This window comes from Mycolicibacterium thermoresistibile (genome assembly GCF_900187065.1).
GTDB lineage: Bacteria > Actinomycetota > Actinomycetes > Mycobacteriales > Mycobacteriaceae > Mycobacterium > Mycobacterium thermoresistibile.
This window is the reverse complement of record NZ_LT906483.1, coordinates 3461714-3477650: the sequence shown is the minus strand read 5'-3', so window position 1 is coordinate 3477650 and position 15937 is coordinate 3461714. Positions and strand designations below refer to the sequence as shown.

Here is a 15937-nt window from a genome sequence, read left to right as displayed (position 1 = left end):
GTGCATCATCCCGATGTGTCGTGTACTGGTAACCGCAGGCGTGGCGGCAGCACCTCGGGAGGCACCTCGGGAGGACGAATGAACAAGATGAAAGCCACCGCAGCGGTGATCGGTTCCGGCGCAGTGGTCGCCTTGGGTATTTTCAGCTCCGGGGTGCACCAGGAGCCGGCGGGCGGCACCACGGTCGGACTGGGCAGAACCACCATGACGACCGGGGTGACCATCGTCTCGCAGACACCCCCTCCGACGCCGTTGACGACGCGGGCCGAACCGCAGATCAAGGGGCCGGCGCCACTGCCGCCCGAGCAGGAGGCCGCGAAATAGGCTTCGACGGCGATCGGGTTTGACGCGATCACAGCCGGCAATCCTCAACTCGGTTGCAGCGCCGCAGCCGAGGCTTGAGACGAGACGTGTGGAGTCGAGGTGAGGGTGATGCAGCTGAAACTTGTGTCCGCGGCAGTTGGGGTCGGCGCGCTGATCGCCATGGGCGCCCTCGGTCTGACCTTCGGCGCCGAGGTCGGCGCGGCCCAGCCGGAACCCCCGTCGCCGGGGCCGGTGACCACCACCGCGATGACCACCGGGGAGTCCGCTGTCCCCGAGGAGGGTTCGGAGGAAGAACCGGAAGAGTCCCCGGAGTCCCCGGAGTCGGCGGGGTCGTCGGGGTCTTCGGGGTCTTCGGGGGCGGGGGGCAATTCCGGGAAGAGGAACGGCCCGACCACCTCGACGGCGCCGATGGCGACCCCGCCGGTCACCGCGGAGCGGCCGGACGGCTTCGACACGGGGTAAAAATCACGCTGATTTCGAATGGTGGCATGCGTCACTGTGATTGCTAGCCTCACACCGGGCCCGGTGTGCGGGCTCCGCGATCAGGAGGGTGCATGTCCGTCACCGATGAATATCTGAGGAACAACGAGGAGTACGCCAAGACCTTCAAGGGGCCGCTGCCGCTGCCGCCGAGCAAGCATGTGGCGATCGTGGCCTGTATGGATGCCCGCCTCGACGTGTACCGGGCGCTCGGCATCAACGAGGGTGAGGCGCACGTCATCCGCAACGCCGGCGGGGTGATCACCGACGACGAGATCCGATCGCTGGCGATCAGCCAGCGGTTGCTGGGGACTCGGGAGATCATCCTGATCCATCACACCGACTGCGGCATGCTGACGTTCACCGATGACGACTTCAAGAAGCAGATCGAGGAGGAGATCGGGATCCGGCCACCCTGGGCCCCCGAATCGTTCTCCGACCCGGCCGAGGACGTCCGCCAGTCGCTGCGCCGTATCGAGGCCAGTCCGTTCGTCACCCTGCACGAGTCGCTGCGCGGGTTCGTGTTCGACGTCGCCACCGGTCGGCTCACCGAAGTCACCCTGGATTGACGTCACCCTGAGCATCGCCGCGGGAACCACGCTGTAGGTCGCGCTTCCGAGTGTGCGGCGGGGCCGGCGAACGTGCGGTAGCGGCGCCGGGCGTGTGTTGGGTGCGTCGAGCGTGCCGTCCCGGTGCGAATCGGCCTCAGAACGCACCGGGACGGCACTTTGGGGGCCGTGCCCGCACACTCGACGCTGCGCCCGCACACTCGACGCTGCGCCCGCACACTCGACGCTGCGCCCGCCCACTCGACGCGGCGCCCGCCCACTCGACGCGGCGCCCGCACGCTCGACGCGGCGCCCGCACGCTCGACGCGGCGCCCGCACGCTCGACGCGGCGCCCGCACGCTGAGGCCGGCCCCACAAGCCGGGCGACAGCTTTGACATCACCGTCCGGCGAGTGGTTACATACCTCGTAATGGCGGTAAATTTGGGTAGTTCTACCAACTTAATGAGGAAGCGATGACCGCGACGATTCCACAGGCCTCGGAGGGCGCCCCCGGGTCCGGCGCCCCTGAGCCCCGTGCCTACGAGCTCAGCCATCTGCGCGCGCTGGAGGCCGAGGCGATCCACATCATCCGCGAGGTCGCCGCCGAGTTCGAGCGTCCGGTGCTGCTGTTCTCCGGCGGCAAGGACTCGATCGTCATGCTGCACCTGGCGATGAAGGCGTTCCGGCCGGGCCGGGTGCCGTTCCCGGTCATGCATGTGGACACCGGCCACAACTTCGACGAGGTGCTGGCCACCCGCGACGAACTGGTCGCCGAGAACAACCTGCGGCTGGTGGTCGCCAAGGTGCAGGACGACATCGACGCCGGCCGGGTGGTGGAGAACGGCCCGTCGCGCAACCCGCTGCAGACCGTGACGCTGTTGCGCGCCATCCGGGAGAACAAGTTCGACGCCGCCTTCGGGGGTGCCCGGCGCGACGAGGAGAAGGCCCGCGCCAAGGAGCGGGTGTTCTCCTTCCGCGACGAGTTCGGCCAGTGGAACCCCAAGGCGCAGCGGCCGGAACTGTGGAATCTGTACAACGGCCGGCATCACAAGGGTGAGCACATCCGGGTGTTCCCGCTGTCGAACTGGACCGAGTTCGACATCTGGTCCTACATCGGCGCGGAGAACATCACACTGCCGTCGATCTATTACGCCCACCGCCGCAAGGTGTTCCGTCGCGACGGGATGCTGCTGGCGGTGCACCGCTTCATGCAGCCCGACCCGGGTGAGGAGGTGTTCGAGACCACGGTGCGGTTCCGCACCGTCGGCGACGTCACCTGCACCGGTTGCGTGGAGTCCACGGCCGCCACGGTGGACGAGGTGATCGCCGAGACAGCGGTGTCGCGGCTGACCGAACGCGGCGCCACCCGCGCCGACGACCGGATCTCCGAAGCCGGTATGGAGGACCGCAAGCGGGAGGGCTACTTCTAGATGACACAGGTGCTCAACCAGCCCACCACGCTGCTGCGGCTGGCCACCGCCGGTTCGGTGGACGACGGTAAGTCCACCCTGATCGGACGGCTGCTGTTCGACTCCAAGGCCGTCATGGAGGATCAGCTGGCCGCGGTCGAACGCACCTCGCAGGAACGCGGACACGACTACACCGATCTGGCGCTGGTCACCGACGGGCTGCGCGCCGAGCGGGAGCAGGGCATCACCATCGATGTGGCGTACCGCTACTTCGCCACCGCCAAGCGCAAGTTCATCATCGCCGACACTCCGGGCCATCTGCAGTACACCCGCAACATGGTCACGGGCGCGTCCACCGCGCATCTGGTGATCGTGCTCGTCGACGCCCGTAACGGGTTGCTCGAACAATCCCGGCGGCATGCCTTCCTGGCGTCGCTGCTGGGGGTGCGGCACGTCGTGCTGGCCGTCAACAAGATGGACCTGATCGACTGGGACCGTGAGCGTTTCGACGCGATCCGGGAGGAGTTCGAGGCGTTCGCGACCCGGCTCGACCTGCACGACGTCCGGGCCATCCCGCTGTCGGCGCTGCACGGCGACAACGTCGTCACGAAATCCGACCGGGCCCCCTGGTATGAGGGCCCGGCCCTGCTGGAGCATCTGGAGAGCATCGACGTCGCCGGCGACCGCAACCTGGTCGACGTGCGGTTCCCGGTGCAGTACGTGATCCGACCGCACACCCGCGAACATCAGGACCACCGCAGCTATGCGGGCACGGTCGCCAGCGGTGTGCTGCGCACCGGCGACGAGATCGTCGTACTGCCCAGCGGGAAGACGTCCCGCATCACCGGCATCGAGGGCCCGTCCGGACCGGTGACCGAGGCGTTCCCGCCGATGGCGATCTCGATCACCCTCGCCGACGACATCGACATCAGCCGCGGGGACATGATCACCCGGTCGGACAACCGGCCGCAGATGACCCAGGATTTCGACGCCACGGTGTGCTGGATGGCCGACGAGTCGGCGCTGGAACCGGGCCGCGACTACATCCTCAAGCACACCACCCGCACCACCCGGGTCCGCATCACCGACCTGGACTACCGGCTCGACGTCAACACCCTGGAACGCGACAAATCCGCGACCGCCCTGAAACTCAATGAGCTGGGCCGCATCTCGCTGCGCAGCCAGGCGCCGCTGCTGCTCGACGAGTACACCCGCAATCCGGCCACCGGATCGTTCATCCTCATCGACCCGGTGACCAACGGCACCGTCGGCGCCGGCATGGTGCTGCGCGGACGCCGGCAGACCGCCAGCCCGGACACCGTGCGGCACCAGTCGCTGGTCACCGCCGCAGACCGGTTGTCGCGGGGGTGCACGGTGTGGTTCACCGGACTGTCGGGCGCGGGCAAGTCGTCGGTGGCGATGCTGGTGGAACGCAAACTGCTCGAACGCGGTCGTCCCGCCTACGTGCTGGACGGCGACAATCTGCGGCACGGCCTCAACTCCGATCTGGGGTTCTCGATGGCCGACCGCGCCGAGAACCTGCGCCGGCTGGCCCACATCGCCACGCTGCTCGCCGATTCCGGACAGGTCGTGCTGGTGCCGGCGATCAGCCCGCTCGAGGAGCACCGGCAGTTGGCCCGCCAGATCCACGCCGAAGCCGGGTTCGAGTTCTTCGAGGTGTTCTGCGACACCCCGCTGGAGGACTGCGAGCGGCGCGACCCCAAGGGTTTGTACGCCAAGGCGCGCGCCGGGCTGATCACCCACTTCACCGGCATCGACAGCCCTTATCAGCGGCCCAAGAACCCCGATCTGCGACTCACCCCCGAGCACAGTCTCGACGAGTTGGCGCAGATGGTCATCGACCTGCTCGGTGAGCGGGTGTGAACGATCACGAGCTGGCCGCCGGGTTGGCCGCCCGGGCCGGAGACCTGCTCCTGACGGTGCGCACCGAGTTGGCCGACGCTGCCGCATCGGAACGAAAAGACGCGGGCGACAAACGGTCCCACGACTTCCTGATGGCGGAACTGGCGCGGCTGCGTTCTGGTGACGCGGTGCTGTCCGAGGAGGGCGCCGACGATCCGGCCCGGCTGACCAGCGACCGGGTGTGGATCGTCGACCCACTCGACGGCACCCGGGAGTTCTCCGAACCGGGTCGCGACGACTGGGCCGTGCACGTCGCCCTGTGGGCCGGCGGGACACTGGCCGCCGGGGCGGTGGCGTTACCCGCCCAGGGCGTGACCCTGGCGACCCCGGACGTCTCCGCACCACCACCGGCGGCGGCGCAGCCGCGGATCGTGGTGTCGCGCACCCGCCCTCCCGCGCTGGCGCTGACGGTGCGCGACGCGCTGAACGGCACCCTGGTCGAGATGGGTTCTGCCGGCGCGAAGGTGGCCGCGGTGGTGCAGGGCCGCGCCGATGTCTACGTGCACGCCGGCGGACAGTATGAGTGGGACAACGCCGCACCGGCCGCGGTGGCCGTCGCGGCCGGGTTGCACACTTCGCGTATCGACGGCTCGCCGCTGCGCTACAACAACCCCGACCCCCGGCTGCCCGACATCCTGGTGTGCCGCCCCGAGCTTGCCGACGCCGTGCTATCTGCGATTTCGGCGTGCTGACGGTCGCTCAGCGACGGTAGCCACGCCGAAACCGCTGCCGACGGATGCGACAATCCGCACATGCGGATGTCGGCGAAGGCGGAGTACGCGGTGCGCGCGATGGTGCAACTGGCGGCCGCCGACGAGGGCGTGATCGTCAAGACCGACGATCTGGCCAAGGCGCAGGGCATCCCCGCGCAGTTTCTCGTCGACATCCTCGCCGAACTGCGCACCGCCCGGTTGGTCCGCAGTCACCGCGGCCGCGACGGGGGATATTCGCTGGCCCGCCCGCCGGACCAGATCAGCATCGCCGACGTGCTGCGCTGCATCGACGGGCCGCTGGCCAGCGTCCGCGACATGGGGCTGGGTGACCTGCCCTATTCCGGGCCGACCGCCGCCCTCACCGACGTGTGGCGGGCACTGCGCGCGAGCATGCGCTGGGTGCTCGAGCAGACCAGCCTGGCCGACGTCGCCGCCGGTGAGCTGCCCGACCACGTCCGGCAGCTGGCCGCCGACTATCAGCGCCAGGAACGCCAGCGCGGCCACACGGTGCCCTGAACCGTGCCGCGACGGTCAACCCTCGGCCGCGGGACCGCTCAGAAGTTGTTGCAGGTGTCAGCCACCTGGATCATCGACCCGAAGTACTCCTGGCCGGCCGAGGTGGCCATCGCCTGCCGCGCGAGCTGCTGACGCCGCTGGGTCGGCGCGGCGATGAACTGGCTGACCATCCGCTGGGCGAGGGGAGCCTGTGCGAACTCCTCGGCCAGCGCGGGTGAGTGCGCGTTCAGCGCCGCCACCACCTGGTTGTAGCTGCACGTCGTATTGATCAACCGGTCCATGCCGGGTTGCGCGGCGGCGACACCACCACCCGTGCTCAGCGCCAGCGCCGCGGCGCCGACAGCAACGGTGATCCTCGTGGGTGACAGCCTCATCTCGTTCACCTTTCCCCCCGAACAGCTGGACTGAGGCTAACAGTCGGCGGTGCGGCGGCGTACATGTTTCACCAGACGGGTGCAGGATGAGGTCATGACCACGGTCGAGACCCTGGCCGGACCCCGGGTCCGGTTGCGTCCACCCCGCACGGACGACGCCGACACGCTGTTCAGCCGGGTGTGCAGCGACCCGCAGGTGGCGCGTTTCGTGTCCTGGCGCCCGCACGTCGACGTCAGGGAGACCCGCCGCGTCATCGACACCATCTTCAACGCGAATGCCAGGGCCGGTTCGAAGGCCGATTCAGGTGCCGACACCGACCGCACCTGGGTGATGGACCTGACCGGGGTCGGCGTGGTCGGTCTCTGCGGATGGCGGCGCCCGGAACCCCATGCGGTGGAATTCGGCTACTGCCTCGGCCGGCGGTGGTGGGGCCGGGGCCTTGCCTCCGAGGCGTTGTCGCTGCTGATCGACGCCGTCAGCCGCGATGAGCGGGTGTACCGGTTGTGGGCGGTGTGCCACGTCGACAACGCGGCGTCGGCGGCGGTGCTGCGCCGCTGCGGACTGACGCTGGAGGGCCGGCTGGCCCGGTACGCCGTATTGCCCAACCTCGGCAGCGAGCCGCAGGACGTGCTGCTGTTTGCCAAGGCGGTGCGGTGATGACGGATTCCCCAACCCGTTCGAGTGGCGCCGGCCCGCTTTCCGGGGCCCGCTCGGGTTCGGGCGCCCGCTTCGACCTGCGCGACCTGCGCCACCCGATCGTCGTCGCCCCGATGGCGGGCGGACCGTCCACTCCCGAGCTGGCCGCCGCGGGCAGCGAGACCGGCGGGCTCGGATTCCTCGCGGCCGGATACCTGAGCGCCGCCACCCTCGCCGACCGGATCACCGCCGCCCGCCGGTTGACCACCGGCCCGATCGGGGTCAATCTCTTCACCCCACAACCGGATACCGCGTTCACCGCCGAGTTGGAGCGGTACGCACAGCACCTCGCCGGTGAGGCCGAACGGTACGGTGTGGCGCTCGGCGAACCGCGCTTCGATGACGACGACTGGGCGGCGAAACTCGACGTGGTGGCCGACCTGCGGCCCGAGGTGGTGTCGTTCACCTTCGGCCTGCCCTCGGCCCATGAATGTGCCCGGCTGCGCGACGTCGGCATCACCACCATCGCGACGGTCACGACGGTGGCCGAGGCCGAAGCGGCCGAGGCCTGCGGGGTGGACGCGGTGGTGGCCCAGGCCGCCGCGGCCGGAGGACATCGCGGCACCTTCGATCCGACGGTGCTGCCGGCCGATCAGCCGCTGCTGGACCTGGTGGCGGCGGTGAGCGCGCGGCTGTCCATCCCGGTGGTCGCCGCCGGCGGGTTGGTCACCGCGGCCGGGGTGGCCGGGGCGATCTCCGCCGGGGCGGTGGCGGTGCAGGCGGGCACCGCGTTCCTGCTGGCCGACGAAGCCGGTACCGGCCCGACGCAGCGGGCGGCGCTGCGGGATCCGCAGTTCACCGAAACGGCGCTCACCCGCGCGTTCTCCGGCCGCTACGCCCGCGGGTTGCGCAACCGGTTCATCGACGAACACGAGGATGCCGCGCCGTTCGGTTATCCGCAGGTGCACCATCTGACCAGTCCCGTGCGGGCGGCCGCGGCGCGGGCCGGGGACCCGCACGGCACCAATGTGTGGGCGGGAACCGGCTACCGGTCGATCACCGCCGGCCCCGCCGCCGACATCCTCACCGGCCTGGCCGCGGAGTTGCCGGCGCGGTCGTGACCGCGCCCCGCCCGGCTTCAGCCGGACTGTTCGATGAGCACATTGCCCTCATCGGCGCGGGCCGTCACCTCCGCGGTCGCCGCGGTGGGCGAGGTGGTCTCGGGGACCCGCACCCGCGTCGATCCGCCGGCCTGCGCGTGCACCAGATATGGGCCGCTGCCGGGCAGGCCCAGCACCACCGCACCCCGTCGGGTGGTGGCGTGCACGGTGCGGGGCGGGGCGTCGCGGAATTCGACGTCGATCTCGCCCTCGCCGGTGGTGGCCCGGAACGACTCGGTGACCGAGATCGCCTGGCGGGCTTTGACTCCGCCGTTCTGGCTGTGCGCCTCGATGCGGCGGGCGTCGCCGCTGAGGATGATCCGGCCGTGCCTGGTGCCGGCGGTCAGCTCGTCGAGGTCGGTCTGGGCCAGCAGCACCCCGGCCTGTTGGCGGGTGGTGAGGTGCAGGCGGCGGGCCTGATCAGGCGGCAGGGTGACGGTGACCTCCGCGGCGCGGCCCCACCGGTTCACGCGGGACGGGTTGCCGTCGATGCGGATCTCGGTGTCGGCGCCGGCGGTGGTGACCAGGAGCCGGTGGTCACCGCCGCGGAAGGAGTTCACCAGCCGCAGTTCGGCGACCGGTGTGCGGGTCTCCCAGTCCGAGGTGATCCGCAACATGGCCGGGATATCTCCGGTGTCGATGGTCAGGGTGCGCATCTCGGCGGGCAGATCCTGTTCGTCGGCCACCACCCGCACCGTGCTGACCCCCCATGCCAGCACCCCGAGTCCCACGAGTGTGCCGAGCAGCAGGACCGCCGCGGCGACGACGAGCACCACCCGCAGCGCGGTGCGGCTGCCCGGTGACAGCGCCGGCGGCGGTGGGGGAGTGAGGGTAGTCATGACTTGCCTTTCGCTGCTTCCGAGTTCGGGGCTTCAGGATTCGGGCTTCAGGATTCGAGATAGCGCAGCACCGCCAGAACGCGGCGGTTCTCGCTCTCATCGGGTTCCAGGCCCAATTTGGTGAAGATGGACGCGATGTGTTTCTCCGCCGAGCCGATCGAGATGTGCAGCGCACCGGCGATCGCCGAATTGGTCTTGCCCTCGGCCATCAGCCGCAGCACGTCGTGTTCTCGGGCGGTAAGCTCATCGAGAGCGCTGCGCCGGTGTGAACGCACCAAGATCTGTGACACCACCTCCGGGTCGAGCACCGTGCCGCCGCCCCCGACCACCTCGACGGCATCGAGGAAGGCCGGCACGTCGGCCACCCGGTCCTTGAGCAGATACCCGAAACCTTTTGTGTCCGAGGCGATCAGGTCTGCAGCGTAGCGTTCCTCGACATAGTGGGACAGCACCAGCACCGGGGACTCCGGATTCTGGCTGCGCAGCAGCGCGGCCGCCCGGATGCCCTCGTCGGTGAACGTGGGGGGCATCCGCACATCGACGATGGCCAGGTCCGGCCGCAGTTCGTTGACCAACCGCAGCAGGTCGGTGGCGTCGGGGACGCCCGCCACCACCTCGTGACCCGCGTCGGTGAGGATGCGCTCGATGCCGGCCCGCAGCAGCGCGGAGTCCTCGGCGATCACGATCCGCATGGCAGCACCGCCGTGACGATGGTGGGACCGGTGGGCGGACTGGACACGGTGAATGTGCCGTGCGCGGCGCGGACCCGTTCGGCCAGTCCGCGCAGCCCGGTGGCGTTGTCCCGGTCGGAGATCTGTGCCGAGCCGCAGCCGTCGTCGAACACCGACACCTGCAGGGTGTTGTCTGTCTCGTTCAACCGCACGGTGACCACCGCCTGGCTGGCCTGGGCGTGTTTGACGACGTTGGTCAACGCCTCGGCGACGACGAAGTAGGCGACCGACTCCACCTCCTCCGGCAGCCGTCGGGGCAGGTGCAGGTTCAGAGTGGTCGGCACACCGGAGGTTTCGGCGCGCTGTACGACCGCGGACAGCGCCGCGTCCAGACCGCGGTCGGTGAGGATGGTCGGGGCGATTCCGCGGACCACGTCACGCAGTTCGGCCAGCGCGCTCTTGGCGTCCTCGTGGGCCTCGGCGATCAGCTTCTTCGCCGCGGGCAGGTCGGTGTCGAGTTTGGTCTGCGCCAGCCCGATGGTCATGGCCAGCGACACGAGCCGCGGCTGCACGCTGTCGTGCAGATCGCGTTCGATGCGGTGCCGTTCGGTCTGGGCTGAGGACACCGCGCCCGCCCGGGCGTCGGACAACGCGCTGACCTGGTGTTGCAGCGCCTCGGTCGACGACGGCGGCAGCAGCCAGCGGTCGATGCGGGCGTCCACCGCCGGGGCGAAGAACAGGATCGCCGCGGCGGCGGCGACCGCGATGACCGCCAGCACCACCGCCAGCGCCGGGGGCAGGAAGGTCAGGCCGGCGTTGTCGTCGCTGTTGCGCACGGCGATAGCGCCGGCGGGGCCGAGGAATGCGAACGCCAGCAGGGCGAACGCGACGCCGACGGCCAGCATGTCGTAGCTCATCCGCAGATAGTGGTGGGCCGCGGCCTTCCAGAACCGGGCGCTGCTGATGTCCAGCCACAGCTGATGCGCCCACCGTTGGAAACCCGTGTGCGGCGAGAGCCGGCGCGGCGGGATCGGGATGCCCATGCCGAACACCGCCTCGCTGCGGATCCGCTCGACCCATTCCACGCCGCGGATGAGATAGATGAACACCACGCCGGCCAGCAGGAAGCCGATCACTGATGGGATCGAGCTGATGCCGACGATCAAGATGGTCAGGGGAATCCAGAACCACACCAGGGCGATCGCGGCGCCGGTGACCATCGACGCCGTGGGCACCACACCGAGGCGGGCGGTGCGCGTGGGTGCCGGTGCGGGTGCGGTTTCCGCGGTGACTGCAACCATGCTTTCAACCTAGGGATCGACCGCGGTGCGCGACACGCTGATTCCCGGAGACCCCCACGGGGGTTAACCCCCACCCGCCCGCCACACCTGTGCGAGCGACCGTAGTAAGAGAGCTATGCGGCGTGTTGGTGATGAAAGTGGCGACGCCCTCCTGATGTCGTTGACGGGTTCGAGTCCCAATGACATGGAGGAGGGCGTCGTGTCCAAGGGTAGTGGTCTGTCGCGTGGTGACAAGCGCCGTAATGCCAAGTTGGCCGAGCTGCGGCGGCTGGTGCCGGCCGATCATGTGATCGTCGGTATTGATCTGGCGGATAAGAAGCAGGCGGTGGTGGTGTGTGATCACGATTCGCAGGTGCTGGCCCGCAAGACGGTGAAGGCTCGGGCGTGGGAATTGGGTCCTGTGCTGGAGTGGGCGCAGCGCGTGGCGCACAAGCATGGGTTCTGTGGTGTGACGGTGGGGTGTGAGCCGACCGGGCATCGCTGGATGGTGCTCAATCAGCTTGCCACTCAACGCGATATGACGTTGATGTGTGTGAACCCGATGTTGGTGGGTCGGGCACGTGAAGCTGAGGACTACACCCGTGACAAAAGCGATGACAAGGATGCGATGTTGATCGCGCGGCTGGTGGCCCAGCTGCATTGTTACCGCCCCGAGCGTGCTGAGGAGACGTGGGCGCGGCTGCGCCAGCTGGGAGCGCGCCGTGAGCGGCTGGTCACCGAGGCCACTGCGTGTGTGCAGCAGCTGCGCGACCTGCTGGAGTGCGTCTGGCCGGGGGTGCTGGAGGCGGCGGCGGATCCCTTCGGTTCGAGCAACTGGTGTGCGGCTGTGGCGGTGGTGCTCGACCGCTGTGACGGCCGCCCGGAACGGCTCAAGGGACGTGGGCTGGCACGGTTTGAGGCCGCGGTGGTTCGCGAGCTGGGCCGTTGGGGTGGTCAGCGGCGGCGTCGGGCCATCATCGAGGCGGTCTTCGTCGTGAAGTACCCCAGGTTTTGTTCCGATCCGTATAGGAGGATCAGGAACATGCCACGTAACTGACGGTTTCAGAATGATCTCCGCAGTCGCCTCAAACAGATGATGCTGCACGCGAGTTCGAGCAGCCCCTGATGCAAGTCCGCTCGTACCTCGGAACGTGTTCGCAGACGCTTGAACTGGTGCAACCAAGCGAAGGTCCGCTCGACGACCCAGCGGACCTTGCCGAGCCCGGAGCCATGCGCGGCGCCTCGGCGGGCAATCATCGGGGTGATCCCCTTTTCGCGAAGCAGGTTTCGGTACTTGTCGTAGTCGTAGCCTCGGTCGGCGAACAACCGGCGGGGCCGATTCCGCGGCCGGCCCCGCCGGCCTCGAATACGGGGGATCGCCTCGACGAGCGGCATCAGTTGAGTGACGTCGTGGCGGTTTCCGCCGGTCAGCGACACCGCAAGAGGGGTTCCGTGCCGGTCGACGATCACATGGTGCTTGCTGCCGGTGCGGCCGCGATCGACCGGTGAGGGTCCCGTGTGATCCCCCCTTTGAGGGCCCGCACGTGCGAGCCGTCGACGGCGACGTCGTCCATCTCGAGCAACCCGGCGGCTCGCAGCTCCGCGAGCAGCATCTCGTGCAGCCGCGGCCACACCCCGGCCTCGGTCCACTCCCGCAACCTGCGCCAGCAGGTCACTCCGCTGCACCCGATCGTCTCTGCCGGCACATCACGCCAGGCCACGTTGGTGCGCAGAACGAACATGATGCCGGCCAGGGCGACCCGGTCGTCGACCGGCTTGCGCCCCGGAAACCGGAACCGGCGGGCAGATCTGGGCGGAAGCAGCGGAGCTACACGCTCCCACAGATCGTCAGGAACAAGATCAACAGACACTCTCGACACGGTGCCCGAAACCGTCCCGGAACGCCATCTACCACGCCGAACTCATTCTGAAACGGTCAGTAAGTATTCGCCGGAGTTTCGTGACCGTGCGCTTCGGTTGTTGGACACCACGATGGAAGACTCAGGGGTTTCTGAGTTCGAGGCCATCAAGTCTGTAGCCAGCAAACTTGGTGTATCGCAGGAATCGGTGCGCCGGTGGCGGCGCAAGGCCGAGATTGACGCCGGGCAGCGCCCCGGCGTGACCAGCACTGAGCACGCCGAGATCCGCAAGCTCAAGCGCGAGAACGCCGAATTGCGCAGAGCTAACGAGATTTTGAAGTCTGCGTCCGCGTTTTTCGCAGCGGAGCTCGACCGCCCCGCGACGAAATGATCGCCTTCATCGATGCGCATCGCGATCAGTTCGGGGTCGAGCTCATTTGCCGTGTTCTGCGGGCAGCAATCGCCGGTTTCCTCACCTCCCGGGGCTATCGGGCCGCCAAGGCCCGCCCGCCATCAGAGCGGGCGATGCGCGATGAACTCCTCATCGCCGAGCTGCGCACCGTCCACGAGCAGAACTTCTCGGTCTATGGCGTCAAGAAGATGCATCACGCCATGAAACGCCGCGGCTGGCGGGTCGGCCGCGAGCAGACCCGCCGGTTGATGCGTAAAGCCGGCCTGCGCGGCGTGCAGCGCGGTAAGCCGGTGTTCACCACGATCAGCGACCCTGCGCACTGCCGGCCTGCTGATCTGGTCAACCGGCAGTTCAGCGCTGAGGCCCCAGACCGGCTGTGGGTTGCTGACATCACGTTCGTACGGACCTGGCAGGGGTTCTGCTACACCGCGTTCGTCACCGACGCCTGCACCAAAGCCATCAAGGGATGGGCAGTCGCGGCCAGCATGCGCACCGAGGACCTACCGCTGGAAGCATTCAATCATGCTGTGTGGCACTCGGACTCAGACCTGTCTGAGTTGATCCATCACTCCGACCGAGGGTCGCAATACTTATCGTTGACATACACCGACCGGTTGGCCGAGCTCGGGATCGCCCCTTCGGTGGGGTCCCGCGGCGATAGCTATGACAACGCCCTCGCCGAAGCGGTCAACGCCGCCTACAAGACCGAGTTAATCAACCGCGGCAAACCCTGGCGCAGCGTCGACGACGTCGAGTTGGCCACCGCCGGATGGGTGGCCTGGTACAACCAGGAACGCCTGCACGAAGCCCTCGGCTACGTCCCACCAGCCGAGTACGAGGCCGCCCTCACCGGCACCTCACACCCCGCGAGCCAGCCAACCCCGGCCCTCGCAACCAACTAGGAACAAAACCTGGGGTACTTCAAGACGAGGACCGGGCAGAGCCCCCCAACCCCTTGACAAAAACCACTTACGAAGGTGTCTGCACCGCGACACGCCGTGATCCGTGCGCATTCGCGGACGCTCGGCGCCGTCGAGCGTCGCCAACCTGCCACAATCACCGGCGTGCGGATTGGGATGACCATGCCGGTGATGGAGCCGGACCTCGACGCCGCGACGCTGCGCACGTGGGCCCGCGCCATCGACGACGGCCCCTTCTCGGCGTTGTGCTGGGGTGAGCGGATCGCCTTCGACAATCCCGACAGCCTCACCTTGCTCGGGGCGCTGGCCGCCTGGACCGACCGGGTGCGGTTGGTGACGACGGTCGTGGTGCCGCAACTGCACGACCCGGTGCTGCTGGCCAAAGGTCTCGCCACCGGCGATGTGCTCAGCGGCGGCCGGTTGACGGTCGGCATCGGCGTGGGTGGCCGCCATGAGGACTATCGCGCCGTCGGGGCCGATCCGGCGACCCAGACGATGCGGGAGATGGCCGAGCGGGTGGCGGTCATGAAGCGGGTGTGGGCGGGGGAGAAGGTGACCGAGTCGGTGCTGCCGGTCGGCCCGCCTCCGGTGCAGTCCGGCGGGCCGCCGTTGCTGGTGGGCACGATCGGCCCGAAGACCGTGCGCAGCGCCGCGGCGTGGGCGGACGGAATGGCCGGCACCACGCTGGATCTCGACACCGGCAAGCAGAACGAGTTGTTCGACATCGCCAGGTCGGCGTGGGCGCAGGCGGGTAAGCCGGCCCCGCATCTTGCGACGTCGTTCTGGTTCGCCCTCGGCGCGGCCGACACCGCCCGCGACCAGGTGCACCGGCATCTGCGCCGGTACATGAACTGGATTCCGGTCGAGTTCGTCGACGCGATGGCCCCGACCACCGGATTCGCCGGCAGCGAGGACGAACTGCACCGCGTGTTGCGCCGGTTCCGCGACATCGGTGCCGACGAGGTGCATCTGATCCCCACCAGTGCCGACGTCGATCAGGTGCGCCGGGCCGCCGAGGTGGTGCGCGAGTTCGGCGAACCGTGATCAGGTGTGCTCCAGCAGGAACCCGCGCAACAGCTCGGTGACCACGTCGGGCCGCTCCAGGGGGCTGCTGTGGCCGCAGTCGTCGATGATCTCCAGCCGTGCACCGCGGATGCCGGCCGCCAGCGCCTGCGCGTGTGCCGGCGGGGTGGCGGCGTCCTGGGCGCCGCCGATGACCAGGGTGGGCACGTCGATCGCGGCGAGTTCGTCCTCGACGCCGGCGCGGTTGGCCACTGCCAGCACGGCGTCGCGCACGCTGCTGCGTGGGTAGCGGCGCAGCCGCCGCTCCCATTCGTCGATCACGTCCTCGGAATCCGGGTCGGCCAGGAAGGCCGGACCGAACATCAACGGCAGCACCGCCCGACGCAGCGGTCCGATGCCGGTGAATCGGTAGATCCGGGCCATCGTGCGGTAGCGGTCGGCCTTGGCCGGGTCCTCCGGGCCGGCGCTGGTGTTCATCAGCACCAGCGACCGCACCAGCTCCGGGTGGCGGGCTGCCAGCCGGATCCCGACGAACCCGCCCATCGACAGCCCGACGTAGTGGGCGGGCGCGACGCCCAGCGATCTGACCAGGTGGGCGGCGTCCTCGGTGAGCGTGTCCATGTCGTAGGGGCGGGCGGCTCCCGAACTGGCGCCCTGACCCCGCCAGTCGATGGCCAGGCAGCGGTAGTACCGGCGCAGCGCGTAGATCTGCAGGTTGAACTGCCAGCCGCTGAACAGCAGACCGTGGCCGAACAGGATGGTGGGCGCCTCGAGCCGGCCTGCGGGCGCCCCGGTGTCGGTGTAGTCGATGGTGGTTCCGGCTCGGCTGAATCGCGGCATCGGAACCT

The 15937-nt window shown here is 68.8% G+C and carries 18 protein-coding genes, 1 pseudogene and 1 other annotated feature; of the genes and pseudogenes, 12 read left to right on the top strand and 7 right to left on the bottom strand.

The window, feature by feature from the left end:
• Nucleotides 1-78 precede the first annotated feature (78 nt).
• From CKW28_RS16335 to CKW28_RS16305, 7 genes are all read left to right on the top strand, one after another.
• Nucleotides 79-324, top strand: coding sequence for a hypothetical protein (locus CKW28_RS16335; protein WP_003927145.1), 246 nt, complete (start codon nt 79-81; stop codon nt 322-324).
• A gap of 108 nt (nt 325-432) precedes the next feature.
• Complete coding sequence (locus tag CKW28_RS16330; protein WP_131588065.1) at nt 433-786, top strand: hypothetical protein; 354 nt, start codon at nt 433-435, stop codon at nt 784-786.
• A gap of 92 nt (nt 787-878) precedes the next feature.
• The gene (locus CKW28_RS16325; protein ID WP_003927147.1) at nt 879-1373 is read left to right on the top strand and encodes a beta-class carbonic anhydrase; all 495 of its coding nucleotides are present in this window, start codon (nt 879-881) and stop codon (nt 1371-1373) included.
• Nucleotides 1374-1826: 453 nt separating this feature from the next.
• On the top strand, nt 1827-2783 hold the full coding sequence (gene cysD / locus CKW28_RS16320; RefSeq protein ID WP_003924132.1) for a sulfate adenylyltransferase subunit CysD: 957 nt from the start codon (nt 1827-1829) through the stop codon (nt 2781-2783).
• Nucleotides 2784-4646 (top strand): sulfate adenylyltransferase subunit CysN, encoded by a 1863-nt coding sequence (cysN, locus tag CKW28_RS16315; protein ID WP_003924133.1) that lies wholly within the window; start codon nt 2784-2786, stop codon nt 4644-4646.
• On the top strand, nt 4643-5377 hold the full coding sequence (locus CKW28_RS16310; RefSeq protein WP_003924134.1) for a 3'(2'),5'-bisphosphate nucleotidase CysQ: 735 nt from the start codon (nt 4643-4645) through the stop codon (nt 5375-5377). The genes cysN and CKW28_RS16310 overlap by 4 nt, the downstream gene beginning before the upstream one ends.
• Before the next feature lie 60 nt (nt 5378-5437).
• Nucleotides 5438-5914, top strand: coding sequence for an Rrf2 family transcriptional regulator (locus tag CKW28_RS16305; protein ID WP_003924136.1), 477 nt, complete (start codon nt 5438-5440; stop codon nt 5912-5914).
• A 38-nt stretch (nt 5915-5952) separates the two neighbouring features.
• Here CKW28_RS16305 and CKW28_RS16300 read toward each other — a convergent pair whose 3' ends face one another.
• Nucleotides 5953-6288, bottom strand: coding sequence for a hemophore-related protein (locus tag CKW28_RS16300; RefSeq protein WP_040546162.1), 336 nt, complete (start codon nt 6286-6288; stop codon nt 5953-5955).
• 94 nt (nt 6289-6382) lie between these two features.
• On the opposite strand from CKW28_RS16300, the gene CKW28_RS16295 reads away from it, so the two are divergent.
• Together CKW28_RS16295 and CKW28_RS16290 are read left to right on the top strand one after the other, a co-directional pair.
• Nucleotides 6383-6946, top strand: a complete 564-nt coding sequence (locus CKW28_RS16295; protein ID WP_003924138.1) for a GNAT family N-acetyltransferase — start codon at nt 6383-6385, stop codon at nt 6944-6946.
• The gene (locus CKW28_RS16290; protein ID WP_081475424.1) at nt 6946-8046 is read left to right on the top strand and encodes a nitronate monooxygenase; all 1101 of its coding nucleotides are present in this window, start codon (nt 6946-6948) and stop codon (nt 8044-8046) included. The genes CKW28_RS16295 and CKW28_RS16290 overlap by 1 nt, the downstream gene beginning before the upstream one ends.
• 17 nt (nt 8047-8063) lie before the next feature.
• Here CKW28_RS16290 and CKW28_RS16285 read toward each other — a convergent pair whose 3' ends face one another.
• From CKW28_RS16285 to CKW28_RS16275, 3 genes are read right to left on the bottom strand one after another with little or no spacing between them, the layout of a single operon-like run.
• A complete protein-coding gene (locus tag CKW28_RS16285) occupies nt 8064-8924 on the bottom strand; it encodes a DUF4097 family beta strand repeat-containing protein (protein ID WP_003924141.1) in 861 nt (286 codons plus the stop codon).
• A 47-nt stretch (nt 8925-8971) separates the two neighbouring features.
• Nucleotides 8972-9616 (bottom strand): response regulator transcription factor, encoded by a 645-nt coding sequence (locus CKW28_RS16280; RefSeq protein ID WP_003924142.1) that lies wholly within the window; start codon nt 9614-9616, stop codon nt 8972-8974.
• Nucleotides 9604-10896, bottom strand: a complete 1293-nt coding sequence (locus tag CKW28_RS16275; RefSeq protein ID WP_003924143.1) for a sensor histidine kinase — start codon at nt 10894-10896, stop codon at nt 9604-9606. Before CKW28_RS16275 ends, CKW28_RS16280 begins: the two co-directional genes overlap by 13 nt.
• Nucleotides 10897-11011: 115 nt before the next feature.
• Between CKW28_RS16275 and CKW28_RS16270 the strand changes: the two genes are divergently transcribed.
• Entirely contained in the window at nt 11012-11932 is a 921-nt protein-coding gene (locus CKW28_RS16270; protein ID WP_095176461.1) for an IS110 family transposase, read from the top strand.
• Nucleotides 11933-11937: 5 nt separating this feature from the next.
• Here the strand turns inward: CKW28_RS16270 and CKW28_RS16265 are convergent, their stop codons facing one another.
• Both CKW28_RS16265 and CKW28_RS24185 read right to left on the bottom strand, forming a co-directional pair.
• Entirely contained in the window at nt 11938-12507 is a 570-nt protein-coding gene (locus CKW28_RS16265) for an IS5 family transposase (RefSeq protein ID WP_072816225.1), read from the bottom strand.
• A gap of 44 nt (nt 12508-12551) precedes the next feature.
• Nucleotides 12552-12746: pseudogene (locus tag CKW28_RS24185) on the bottom strand (transposase); the annotation flags it as partial.
• 121 nt (nt 12747-12867) lie between these two features.
• On the opposite strand from CKW28_RS24185, the gene CKW28_RS16260 reads away from it, so the two are divergent.
• Together CKW28_RS16260 and CKW28_RS16255 are read left to right on the top strand one after the other, a co-directional pair.
• Nucleotides 12868-14048 (top strand): IS3 family transposase gene (locus CKW28_RS16260; protein WP_435406119.1). Its coding sequence is split into 2 segments (ribosomal slippage): nt 12868-13090 and nt 13090-14048, totalling 1182 coding nucleotides; the frame shifts between segments, so codons are not numbered across the junction.
• Nucleotides 13083-13200, top strand: a sequence feature (AL1L pseudoknot). It overlaps the preceding gene by 118 nt.
• A gap of 174 nt (nt 14049-14222) precedes the next feature.
• Complete coding sequence (locus CKW28_RS16255) at nt 14223-15110, top strand: LLM class flavin-dependent oxidoreductase (protein WP_040546440.1); 888 nt, start codon at nt 14223-14225, stop codon at nt 15108-15110.
• Here CKW28_RS16255 and CKW28_RS16250 read toward each other — a convergent pair whose 3' ends face one another.
• Nucleotides 15111-15929: an alpha/beta fold hydrolase gene (locus CKW28_RS16250; RefSeq protein ID WP_003924812.1), complete on the bottom strand. Its 819-nt coding sequence runs from the start codon at nt 15927-15929 to the stop codon at nt 15111-15113.
• Nucleotides 15930-15937: the final 8 nt, after the last annotated feature.